Raw genomic sequence first — 12064 nt, forward strand, 5'->3', positions numbered from 1 at the left:
AATTCGATAAGCAGCTTCCTAGGTGAAAAGCATGGCTCTCGATCCGGAAATCCTGTCGCGAATACAGTTCGCGTTCGTGGTGTCGTTTCATATCCTGTTTCCCGCATTCACCATCGGTCTGGCGAGCTGGCTGGCGATGTGCGAGGGCATGCACCTGTTCACCGGCCGCGATGTCTTTCGTCGGCTCTACCAGTTCTGGGTGAAGATCTTCGCCGTGTCGTTCGGCATGGGCGTGGTCTCCGGCATCGTGATGAGCTTCCAGTTCGGCACCAACTGGTCGGTGTTCGCGGAAGCCACGGCGCCGGTGCTCGGGCCGCTGTTCTCCTACGAGGTGCTCACCGCCTTTTTCCTGGAGGCGACCTTCCTCGGCATCATGCTGTTCGGCTGGAACAAGGTCGGCCCCAGGCTGCATTTCTTCGCCACGGCCATGGTCGCGATCGGCACCATGCTTTCGGCGTTCTGGATTCTTTCCGCGAACTCCTGGATGCACACGCCCGACGGTTACGAACTGCGCGACGGCATCTTCTACCCGGTGGACTGGTGGAAGATCGTGTTCAACCCGTCGTTTCCGTACCGGCTGGTGCATATGGTGCTGGCGGCCTACCTGACCACCGCGTTCGTGATTCTCGGCGTCGGTGCCTGGTATCGGTTGAAGGGCACGGCCCACGAGGCCTCGCGGGTGATGCTGGTCATGGGGGTGGCGTTCGTGTCGATCGTCACGCCGCTACAGATCGTCGCCGGTGATTTTCACGGCCTGAAGACGCTGGAATACCAGCCGGCGAAGATCGCGGCCATGGAAGCCCACTGGGAGACCGAAGAGGGCGCGGCGCTGGCGCTGTTCGCCTGGCCGGATGCTGCCAACGAAACCAACCACTACGAGATCGCGGTGCCGAACCTGGCCAGTCTCATTCTGACTCATGAGTGGAACGGCGAGCTGGTCGGTTTGAAGGACTTCCCGGAAAGTGAGCGCCCGCCGGTCGCGCCGATTTTCTTCTCGTTCCGCATAATGGTCGGGCTGGGCATTCTCATGCTCATCGCCGGCATGCTAGGCCTGTGGCTGGCGTTTCGCGGCCGGCTGTTCGATGCGCGCGCCTATCACCGCTATCTGGTGGCGATGATTCCCTCGGGCTTCATCGCGGTGCTGGCCGGCTGGATCACCACCGAGATCGGCCGCCAGCCCTATACCGTCTATGGCCTGCTGCGCACGTCGGATTCGCTGTCGCCGGTCGCAGCACCCAGTGTCGCGGCGACGCTGAGCACATTCGTGATCGTCTACGGCATTGTCTTCGGCGCCGGGCTCTACTACATCGTGCGCGTGGTGCGTACCGGGCCCGAAAAGGCGCCCGCGCATCCCGTGCCCGATCCCTATGCGACCTCGGCCCGGCCATTGTCGTACCCGAACGAGCCGGTGGGAGAGAAGTCATGAGCCTGGTCGAAATCCTGCCGCTGATCTGGTTCGGCATCATCGGCTTCGGCGTGATCATGTACGTACTGCTGGACGGCTTCGTGCTGGGTATCGGCATCCTCTCCGGCGTAGCCTACGGCGAGGCCGAGCGCGACATCATGATGAACTCGGTCGCGCCAATCTGGGACGGCAACGAGACCTGGCTGGTGCTGGGCGGTGTGGCGCTGCTCGCGGCCTTCCCGCCGGCCTATACGGTGCTGCTGCCTGCGCTGTATCTGCCGCTGACGGCCATGCTGATCGCCCTGATCTTTCGCGGCGTGGCGTTCGAGTTCCGATTCAAGGCACGGCGCAAGTTCGGCTGGAACACGGCGTTCTTTCTCGGCTCGGTGGTGGCCACCTTCTGTCAGGGCGTGACCCTGGGCGCGATCGTGCAAGGCATCGAGGCCGACGGCGCGCAGTATGTCGGCGGTGCCTTTGACTGGTTGTCACCGTTCAGTCTGCTTACCGGGGCCGCACTGGTCGCCGGCTACGCGCTGCTCGGGGCCACGTGGGTGGTCATGAAAACGGCGGGGCTGCTGCAGCAGCGGGCCTACGGCTGGAGCCGCATGTTGCTCACCGCCGTCATCGTGTTCATGGCGCTGGTCAGCATCTATGTGCCGTTTCTGGACGGCAACTATGCCGAGCGCTGGTTCGGCTTTCCGCATGCCTTGTTGCTTGTGCCGTTCCCGATCGCGGCGGCCGGGGTCTCCTATTTTCTGTATTGGAGCGTGATCAAACGTCACGAGTACTGGCCGTTTCTGCTCTCGCTGGCGATGTTCGTGGTCGGCTACGGCGGGCTGGCGGCGAGTTTCTGGCCGCATATCATTCCGCCGCATTTGACCATCTGGAACGCGGCCTCACCGCCGGAGACCCAGACGTTTCTGATCGTGGGCCTGGCGTTTCTGATGCCCTTCATCCTGTTCTATACGGCCTGGTCGTATTGGATCTTTCGCGGCAAGGTGGCCCGCGATATGGGCTATCACTAGCTGCCGGGAGAGACGATGCGCGAAACCGGACGCCGTCTGCTGTGGTTCGTGGGGCTCGGGGTCGCGAGCCTGCTGGTCTGTGCCAGCGCGGCCTTCGTCTTTCGCGAGGTGATCTTTTTCGTGCTCGAGCACTAGAACTACTGCCAGACTAGGAGGCCCAGCCTACTATTTCATGAGACCTAATTAGGTCCGCTATTGGCCGGATTCGGACATAACGGGCAAGTCAAAATAATGCGGTGGTTAGTCGCAGTGAGGCCAATCTTGATTACGGCGTCAACCAACGCAGGTACCTTTGAACATCAAGAGTCGCTAAAGCCTACAACGCACGAGACATATAGCTTTCAAAAATGCATGGGGTGCCATGCCAAGTAGGTTGATCGCGCCTATAGGCTGTATAAACTCCGCGTTTTCAGTTCTTTCGCATATCCCAAGCGGTCCGCTGTGCACGCTCGGGTCTGGCGGGTAGGTCGAAAACTAGCGTTTTGAGGTTTCGGCGCAGCACTCCATGGAATATCTCGTCAGAAGCGGCGGCCCGGAAAAGCAGCGTGTGGGCTGCGTGGTCGTGGGTATCTTCATCGGCGCAAGCCTTCAACGCAAGTTGAGGCGCTGGACGGCGTCAGCCTCAAGCCGGGCGCGGCCATGGACGAGATGAAATACGACATGGGCGGCGCTGCCAGCGTGTTCGGCGCCGTGCAGGCCGCCGCCGAACTGGGCAGCCGATAAACGTGGTCGGCGTGGCGCCCTCCACTGAAAACCTGCCGGACGGCAATGCCTACAAGCCGGGCGATATCCTCACTAACATTTCCGGTCAGACGATCGAAATCCTCAACACCGACGCCGAAGGCCGTCTGACCCTGGCCGATGCGCTGACTTATGTCGAGAAAAGGCGCGGCCGGAAGCCCGGTGGGTCTGCTGGTGCAGTATCTGGTCGATCGCGCAGAACGCATTGACGATAGATACCTAATTTAGTCGCGAATTCCGTGCCGTATAGGCGACGGTTACACGAATGCGCTGACTGTCTATTTACAGCTGCGTCCGGAGCCTATAGTTGCTCATATCTTTTCAACGACAAATTTCCTACATACTCAACATGACTTAGAGCGCGACTCGTCCGCGCGGACTCCATCGGATAAATTATCTATTATCGGGCAGTCGGGCCGTTCATCACCTTGACAGTTTTCCGCAAGGTGTCGAAGTGTTTCGTGCATAGCCTGCAATGCCTCAATTTTTTCTTTTAAAGCCTCTATGTGCTCTACGGCTAGGGCTTTAACGTCAGCGCTCGTGCGCCCGCGATCGCGCCATAAAGATAGAAGTTCATGCATTTTTTCGACTGAGAAGCCCAGATCCCGCGCTTTCTGGATGAATCTCAAGGTATAAACATCTTTTTCCGTGTAAACGCGATAACCAGAGTGCGTACGCGTGGCCTCTGGAATGAGGCCCACGCGCTCGTAATAGCGGATCATCTTAGCCGAGATGCCCGAGGCTTTCGCGGCTTGTCCTATATTCATGGTCGCCTCCTAACGTGGCTCGGCGCGACGGCTTACGCCCGAACTGCCGCCTCCGATTCGGGCATAAAAAGCATATCGGCGTTCAGGCCGCGCTGCGTCAGCGTATCTTGCGCCGCGTCGACCATGGCGGGCGGCCCGGCGACGTAGGCTTTCCAGCCGTCGAGATCGTTCAGGTCCTCACCGATGGCGTCCGTCACCCAGCTGGTTCGCCAGCCATACATACCGCTCGCCTCGGAAAGCACTGGTGTAAGGGTTACATTAGCGTAGCGTTCACCGAAGGCTTCGAAGTGTGCTTTGAAATACATATCCCGCGGTGTGCGCACGCCGTGATAGACATGGATCGGCTGGCGCAGTCCGCGCACGAGCGCTGTGTCCACGATCGACTTGATAGGCGTCAAGCCCGAGCCGCCGGCGATTACCACGATCGGCCCGGCATATTTCTCGCGTAGAAACGAGGCGCCGTACGGGCCGTCTACCGTCACCTCGTCGCCCAGCGAGAGTGCCATGGCCACCCGCTGGCTGGTCGCCCCGCCGCTGGTCCGGCGCACGTGAAATTCCAGCACGCCGCTGTTGGGGCACGCGGCCATCGAGTAATCGCGGGTGGGCGCCTCAGGAAACGTGACCCGAACATACTGACCGGCGGAATACGCTAGCGGCGGGCCGTCGACCACCTCAAGAACGACGCTCTTGATATCGCGCGTTGCGTCCTCGAGCTGCGCGACCCGGCATCGCAGTGTCTGGCGCGGGTGTTCGGCGCTCTCGTCATCGCCGCCCAACCAGGCCACGCAGGCATCGGCTTGTCGTTGTGCCCGGCAGGCCAGAATCAAGCCGTTCGTCCGTTCTTCCGGCGACGGCGCGAACTTCGTGTGTTCGAGTAGTGCCACATCGCCGGGAATCAAGCGCGGCTTGCAGGCCTCGCACCGCCCGGAGCGACGGCCTTGCGGGTAATCGATGCCGGCATCCAAAGCCGTTCACAGGATGGTGTCGCCGGCCGGGACCGTGATTTCGGCGTCGGCAGATTGGATGGTGACGGTTCTCGACATGATAATCGCTCCCGATCGATCGCGGTTATCGTGCCGCGGCGGCGGCTTCGGGCGCATGCTGCGGGGTTTCGTTTCCCAAGCCCATGAGCGGGGCGAACCGGCGCAGCCGCAGCGCGTTGCCCAGCACGAACACGCTGGACAGCGCCATCGCGGCTGCCGCGAAGATCGGCGATAGCAGCAGCCCGTAGAACGGGTATAGCAGGCCGGCTGCCACCGGAATCAGGCTGGCGTTGTAAGCAAACGCCCAGAACAAGTTCTCCTTGATATTGCGGATGGTGGCCCGCGACAAGCCGATGGCGTTGGGCACGTTGCGCAAGTCGCCGGACATCAGCACCACGTCGGCGCTTTCGATCGCCACATCGGTACCCGTGCCGATAGCCAGGCCGACATCGGCCTCGGCGAGCGCCGGCGCATCGTTGATGCCGTCGCCGACGAAGGCCAGCCGGCGGCCGCCCTCGCGCAGACGCTTGACCGCCTTGACCTTGCCATAGGGCAACACCTCGGCAATGACCTCGTCGATCCCCAGCCGCCGGGCGATAGCCTCGGCCGTACGCTGGTTGTCGCCGGTGATCATGGCCACGCGCAGACCCAGGCGGTGCAGCGCCTCGATGGCGCTCGGCGTCGAGTCCTTGATCGGATCGGCCACGGCGATAATCGCCGCCAGGCGGCCGTCGATCGCGGCATAAAGCGGTGTCTTGCCTTCGTCGGCCAGACGGCTCGCACTCTCGGCGAAGACGGTTACATCCAGCCCGAGCTGGCGCATGAAACGGTCCGCGCCGATCCCGACGGTTCGGCCGTCGACGGCGGCCGACACGCCATATCCGGGGATCGCCTCGAAGTTTACGGCCTTCAGGCGCGATGCGCCGGATGCGCGCGCGGCGTCGACGATCGCCCCGGCTACCGGATGCTCGGAGTGCGCCTCGACCGCGGCGACAGTTTGCAGCACGTCGTCGCGTGCGAAGCCGTCGGCGGCCACCAGATCAGTCAATTCGGGGCGCCCCTTGGTAAGGGTGCCGGTCTTGTCGAGCGCGATGGTGTCGATATCGCGCAGGCTCTGCAGCGCCTCGCCCTTTCGGAACAGCACGCCCATCTCCGCGGCGCGGCCAGTGCCAACCATGATCGAGGTCGGCGTGGCCAGCCCCATGGCGCACGGGCAGGCGATGATGAGCACGGCCACCGCGTTGACCAGCGCAAAGGTCAGCGCGGGCGTGGGCCCGAAAGCGAGCCACACCGCGAACGTCAACGCGGCCGCCGCGAGCACGGTCGGCACGAACACGCCCGTCACGCGATCAACCAGCGCCTGGATCGGCAGCTTGGCGCCCTGCGCGGCTTCCACCATCTTGATGATCTGCGCCAGCATGGTGTCACCGCCAACCTTGGTGGCGCGGAAACTGAAACTGCCGGTCTTGTTGATAGTGCCGCCCACGACCTCGGCCCCGGAATGCTTCTGCACCGGCACCGGTTCGCCCGTGATCATGGATTCGTCGACGTAAGACGTGCCTTCGGTCAACTCACCGTCCACCGGCACTCTCTCGCCCGGGCGCACCTGCACGATGTCGTCGACCTGAACGTCCTCGAGCGCGACCTCGACGGGCTCGCCGTCACGAATGACTCGCGCGGTTTTCGCCTGCAAGGTCATCAGACGTTTGATCGCCTCGCTGGTGCGGCCCTTGCTGAGCGCCTCCATGTAGCGCCCGATCAGGATCAGGGTCACGATCATGGCCGAGGCCTCGTAGTAGACGTTGACCGTGCCCTGGGGCAATACACTCGGTAGGAAGGTCGCGACCAGCGAGTAGCCGTAGGCGGCACTGGTGCCCAGCATGACCAGCGAGTTCATGTCGGGCCCGCCGCGCACCAAGGCCGGCCAGCCTTTCTTGTAGAATCTCAGACCCGGGCCGAACTGCACCAGACTCGCGAGCACGAAGAACAGATAGAATTTGCTCTGCTGGCCGAGTGTGGCCATCAGCCATTCGTGCAGGCCCACGAAGACATGACCGCCCATCTCGAGCACGAAGATCGGCAGGGTTGCCGCGCCGGCCAGCAGGATGCTGCGCTTGAGCGCGCTGATTTCCTCGGTTCGCGCCCGGGCCTGTTGATCGCCACTGGCGCTGTCCGCAACCGCTCGGGCTGCATAGCCGGCATCGGCGACCGCGCCCGTCAGTCGATCGGCGTCGACCAGGCCGGCGACATGGCGCACCTGCGCTTTCTCGGTGGCGAGATTTACGTGCACTGCCAACACCCCCGGCACGGCAGCCAGCGCTTTTTCGATGCGCGCCACGCAGGACGCGCAACTCATGCCTTCGATCGTCAGCTCGGTTGTCTCGTCGACGACCGTGTAACCGGCACCCTCCACAGCGTTCTGGATGGCTGTGGTGTCAGGCGCGGACGAGAAGGTGAGCTCGGCGCGCTCGGTCGCGAGGTTTACGTTCGCGGCCTCGACGTAATCGACACCGCGCAGCGCTTTTTCCACACGCCCGACACAGGACGCGCAGCTCATGCCGGCAATGCTGATGCTCAGCGTGCCACTGCTTGCGGGCGCGGCCGACACATCCCGATCATTCAACGGTTGGGTCGATGCCATGGTCGTTTCTCCGCTACTGGGACTGTACGTATGCGGATTTTCAACCTTCCAACAATTGGAATGTCAAGCGCCGGGTTTTGTTTCGTACTCGAGACGAACCCAAGAGGGTTTCAAGGGTTTTCGTCGAGCGTGTCCCACGAATGAGCGTACAGTGGCCTGCAGCTGCATTGACGCGTTGGCTGGCATAGCATCACGAACCGTTTTTTTAAACGTTCGGTGCAAGCTGATCGTCGCTGGGGCGCTGCAGCCGCTTAAATCGGCACCCGAGGCACGCACACCCTGGCAGCGACTGGTTGCCAAGCGCGAGTCGTAACCCAGTTGTCTGAATCATCAGATCGCGTCAAAGCACCAGCGAGTGCCGGACGCTTGCATGTCGCTGATCACGGCTCGTGTCTGGCGCTTTGACCGGAGCCCATGGCACCCGCTTGACCTTACAATGGTGGTAACGCGTAGCGTTGAGTCACTGAATATCTAATCATCGGGGCTTCGCGATGCACCACTTGTACTGGCGTTTTGGCAACGTCGGCCTTCGTTGGTCGACGGGCTGACTATCATGGATTCGGGTTTGACCGACGGGGGTGTCACGAAGCCGCAGCGACGACCTCCGCCTGGTCGCTGCGCTCCAGCGATGGAAAGTTTTGTGCACGCGCGTGCCAACGACGTCACCAAGCCCGAGGGTATCGACTCAGACGATCCGGCGTTCTACACAAGGTTCCACGGGTACGACAGCGCCTGCGTGACCGGCCACACGGCTCGAGGAAAAAGACCGACCCTGGATGGTGAACGCCCCCTGCGCCCCGAAGCTTGCAGTCCCGAATGTAGTGGACCGACAAGGGCCTGTTCTGGATCATCAAGAGCGGCATCAAGGGGACGGCCATGATCGGCCTGGTTCCACGCATACCGACAGAGACGTTTGCGGCGTTGCGGCATTCCTCCGGCAAGTGCCATCCATGAACCCACAGCGCCATCAGGAACTCGAGCACGGTGAAAAGACAAAGAAAGATCCCGCGGTGAACGATTGATATCGGCCTCGTTTGCCCGTTAGCAGAACCCAACTACTCGCGCCGCGCCACCGTTCTCAGCGAGGACTACCATGGAAACAAAACTACCCATTCCCCCGTTCACCCTGGATGCGGCAAAGAAAAAAGTTCGGGCCGCCGAGAACGCTTGGAACACATGCGATCCGGAAAAAGTGTCCCTGGCCTATACGCCGGACAGCGTCTGGCACAACCGCTCGGATTTTTTCGCCGGCCGCGAGGCCATCGTTCGATTTCTGACACAGAAATGGGAGCGCGAGCGCGGGTACCGGCTGATCAAGGAGCTCTGGGCCTACGGCGAGCGCCGCATCGCCGTACGGTTCCAGTACGAGTGCCAGGACGCGTCGGGTCAGTGGTTTCGCAGCTACGGCAACGAACAGTGGGAGTTCGACGACAACGGCCTGATGCGCCGCCGCGAGGCCAGCATCAACGACGTGCCGATCAAAGACGGCGATCGCCGCTTTCTTTGGCCACAAGGGCCACGCCCCGGGGGCCATCCAGGCCTGACGGACCTGGGCCTGTAGCCGAACGTCGTCGAAATATGTATGCACGTAGCGACGATGGCATCATCGATGCTTGGTCAGACCATGCGGACTGGTGGTCGCGCCTGGTTCGTGAGCGCAGGATCGAAAGTCGCCGGCTGGTCACGGATCAGGCGGTGTTACACACCGTACTCCGTCATCATCCCGCGCACGTGCTCGATGTGGGTTGTGGCGAGGGCTGGCTGGCGCGCCAGCTCGCCTCCGCTGGCGTAACGGTTACCGGCACTGATGCTAGTCCGACGCTTATTCGCCATGCCCGAGAACTTGGCGGCGGAGAATTCCACATCGTAGCGCACGAGACGCTCGTAAACTTCACGTGCCCAAGTCCGCCGGATGTGATCGTCTGCAATTTCTCCCTACTCGGCGAAACGTCAGTCGAAACCGTTTTCGCCGCAGCCAGATCTCTTTTGGCCTCGAAGAGCCATTTTATCGTGCAAACACTGCACCCGGTTGCCCTATGTGCGAGCGGCCAAACCTACGAGGACGGCTGGCGCGCGAGCGGCCAAATCGCACCGGAGCGTAACCCACTGGAAGGTGCACCTTGGTATTTCCGCACCCTGGCCAACTGGTTAAACCTGTTTCGCGACCATCAACTAAAGCTACAAGAAGTGATAGAACCGATAGACACGCGCCACAACCGACCCGCCTCAATTATATTCGTCGCAAAACCGTTGCTTTCCGATCCTTGAGCACGCTAGAGCGTATCCCCGACGGTAGGCGGCAAAATGACCGTAGGTCGAACATAGTACGACCATCAAGCTAGCGACATACTTGACATTCCAACCGTGGGAACCCAGACCTTAGACGCCTGTCTGTAAATCGGGAGTAACAAATGAAACGTTTTTCAGTTGAAGACATGTCCTGTGAACACTGCGTCGGAACGATCACTCGCGTGATCGAAGACACTGACCCGGACGCGACTGTGAGCGTCGATCTGGCAGGCAAGGTGGTTGCAATCCAGAGTACCGTAAGTAACGAGCAACTGCGTCAGGCTATGGGTTCAGCCGGTTATGAAGCTGAGCCCCTCGCTTAACGTGTGACCTGTTGACGCGGCGTCTCGCCCCGGCGTTTTTCCCTCCGACGTGGGGCGAGCTTTTTGCGGCGTTTCCACGAATCGATGACGTCAACGCCACAACGAATAGATAGCGCTTAGTCGTAGCCATGGCCGACGTGACGATCGAGCCACCATCAAATGGTGTTATCAATATCAATCCGAGCCGTATGCGTGACGGCCCTACCATCCGCCGGGCGTTTAGACCACAGGCAGCGTCGTGAACACATCCGCAGGCCCAACGATCAACCCGGCGATTTGTCGATCCTCGTGGATGCTTCGAAAGGCGGCAGCCAACGCGCCAACAGCAAGCCCAATAGCAATACAGCGAAATCGGTCAGCCAGACCTGTTCACCGACCCAGAGCACGAAGCCGATGCAGCGGGCCAATCCAAGCCACGAAAACACGCTCGCATGAAGTCGAGCGGGCGCAATGTCCTCCGAATCGTGGTCTCGTAGAAGATCAGGCTGGTTCGGCAGCCTGCAGCATCAGTAGAAATGAGGGATTCCCAACAACGGACTGCATTTCGCCCCGGCGACGCATTCGGGCCGAATGAGCCCATGCTGGCAACAACTTTACAAAACTACATAGCGCGCAGTGCCTGATGAGCTACGCTTAGTATCTAATCAGGTCGGCTGCTTGCGGAGTGGCAAACGAAGGCACTTCCCCCATATCATCAAGCTCTTGATCTTTCGCGTGATCGACTCTAGTTTTAACGGCATGCGCGTCCTGTTCGCTATATCTATTCTACTGGTCACATTTGCCGCTCAGGCTAGCGGACTCACGCCGCCACCTGCTTCGACTCAGTTCGCCGGGACTCATGCGCAACTCACAACCGATCGAACCTCGTCAAGCACGCTACATGCTACCAATGAGGAGCTTCATGGCAGTAGTGAGAGCCACAAGCACCACAAGTGCGCATCTGTAGGCCATTGCGCAGCCAGCGCGATAGGCGTTAGCAGCTTCTTATTTAAAACAAACTATTACTCGTCGCAAAGCCTCGCTGCCCTTTATCGGGCCGAGGTTGGCAGCGGATTTACATCACCGCCATATCGCCCTCCCGCCGCGGCACCCTAATCTCAATGTAGTTACAGCGACTACACGCTGAGGCCAGTTAAGGTTCTATTTAAACCTGATTGGGCCTTGCGCTCGCGTCGCACCCGCGCTCCTATGAACGTAGTTCGTGGCCCAAAGCTATCCAGGCTGGCCAACGCACGTTACGTTCCAGCCGATAGTCTGTATAGATCATAGGAATCAGAATTATGCGTATCTCAAAAGCCAAATCGCGCGTGTTTATTGCTGCCTCTCTAGTCCTGGGTAGCTCGATATTTGCTTCAGCCAACGCTAGCCCAGGGCATGAAACTGAATCGAGTAGCTCTGCAGCTTCTGGGAAATCACACGGCGCTTCAGCGATCAATAGCGAGGCTAAGACAAGTAATCCTCCACGCTCGACAAGCTCCGGTCCTAGAAGTGCCGACGACTATGACGTGATCGACCACTCCACCAAAAGTGGGCACACGGTGAATAAAGGCTCTTCAAGTGAATCACAAAAGAAAAGCCTCGAAGGCCAGGATCACACTGATCCGCAGGCGCATATTCACGCCGGGCCTCATAATCGCGACTGACTCTAGGTATTGAGACACCTATAAGGTCGCTTAATAAAAGGGGGCGGCTTTTGCCCGCCCCCTTCTCTACCTTCTCGCGCATCGCACACCAGCTGTCGGGTTAAGGCGGACATCCCCAGTGCGTTCAGAATTCAGTCTTGATTTCTGTCAAAACCCGAAAATCTAGACCGGAAGCATCACCCTCCCATCCTGTGAACACATATAGGCGGCGCGTTCGTTGGGTCGCCTCTGATCAATAAGGGGTATT

Annotated in this window: 9 protein-coding genes and 1 pseudogene; 7 read left to right on the top strand and 3 right to left on the bottom strand. The window is 60.4% G+C overall.

Annotated elements, in window-relative coordinates:
* The first annotated feature begins 31 nt into the window (after positions 1 to 31).
* The 3 genes and pseudogenes from CMN27_RS09155 to CMN27_RS09165 form a co-directional block, all read left to right on the top strand.
* Positions 32 to 1426, top strand: coding sequence for a cytochrome ubiquinol oxidase subunit I (locus tag CMN27_RS09155; RefSeq protein ID WP_293626043.1), 1395 nt, complete (start codon positions 32 to 34; stop codon positions 1424 to 1426).
* Positions 1423 to 2430: a cytochrome d ubiquinol oxidase subunit II gene (gene cydB / locus CMN27_RS09160; RefSeq protein ID WP_293625783.1), complete on the top strand. Its 1008-nt coding sequence runs from the start codon at positions 1423 to 1425 to the stop codon at positions 2428 to 2430. Before CMN27_RS09155 ends, cydB begins: the two co-directional genes overlap by 4 nt.
* A 612-nt stretch (positions 2431 to 3042) precedes the next feature.
* A pseudogene (locus CMN27_RS09165) lies at positions 3043 to 3314 on the top strand (leucyl aminopeptidase); the annotation flags it as partial.
* Positions 3315 to 3515: 201 nt separating this feature from the next.
* Here CMN27_RS09165 and cueR read toward each other — a convergent pair.
* The 3 genes from cueR to CMN27_RS09180 all read right to left on the bottom strand — a co-directional run bounded on the left by cueR (position 3516) and on the right by CMN27_RS09180 (position 7562).
* Entirely contained in the window at positions 3516 to 3938 is a 423-nt protein-coding gene (gene cueR, locus CMN27_RS09170) for a Cu(I)-responsive transcriptional regulator (RefSeq protein WP_293625784.1), read from the bottom strand.
* Positions 3939 to 3970: 32 nt separating this feature from the next.
* The gene (locus CMN27_RS09175; protein WP_293625785.1) at positions 3971 to 4903 is read right to left on the bottom strand and encodes an FAD-binding oxidoreductase; all 933 of its coding nucleotides are present in this window, start codon (positions 4901 to 4903) and stop codon (positions 3971 to 3973) included.
* 103 nt (positions 4904 to 5006) lie between these two features.
* Positions 5007 to 7562 carry a heavy metal translocating P-type ATPase gene (locus CMN27_RS09180; protein ID WP_293625786.1) on the bottom strand — a complete coding sequence of 852 codons (2556 nt, stop codon included), beginning with the start codon at positions 7560 to 7562 and terminating at the stop codon, positions 5007 to 5009.
* Between the two features lie 1093 nt (positions 7563 to 8655).
* Here CMN27_RS09180 and CMN27_RS09185 point away from each other — a divergent pair.
* From CMN27_RS09185 to CMN27_RS09200, 4 genes are all read left to right on the top strand, one after another.
* The gene (locus tag CMN27_RS09185; protein WP_293625787.1) at positions 8656 to 9123 is read left to right on the top strand and encodes a nuclear transport factor 2 family protein; all 468 of its coding nucleotides are present in this window, start codon (positions 8656 to 8658) and stop codon (positions 9121 to 9123) included.
* Between the two features lie 17 nt (positions 9124 to 9140).
* Positions 9141 to 9830, top strand: a complete 690-nt coding sequence (locus CMN27_RS09190) for a class I SAM-dependent methyltransferase (protein WP_293625788.1) — start codon at positions 9141 to 9143, stop codon at positions 9828 to 9830.
* Positions 9831 to 9973: 143 nt separating this feature from the next.
* On the top strand, positions 9974 to 10174 hold the full coding sequence (locus CMN27_RS09195; protein ID WP_293625789.1) for a heavy-metal-associated domain-containing protein: 201 nt from the start codon (positions 9974 to 9976) through the stop codon (positions 10172 to 10174).
* 1280 nt (positions 10175 to 11454) lie between these two features.
* Positions 11455 to 11817, top strand: a complete 363-nt coding sequence (locus CMN27_RS09200; RefSeq protein ID WP_293625790.1) for a hypothetical protein — start codon at positions 11455 to 11457, stop codon at positions 11815 to 11817.
* Positions 11818 to 12064: the final 247 nt, after the last annotated feature.

The organism is Salinisphaera sp., from assembly GCF_002729955.1.
Classification (GTDB): Bacteria; Pseudomonadota; Gammaproteobacteria; order Nevskiales; family Salinisphaeraceae; genus Salinisphaera.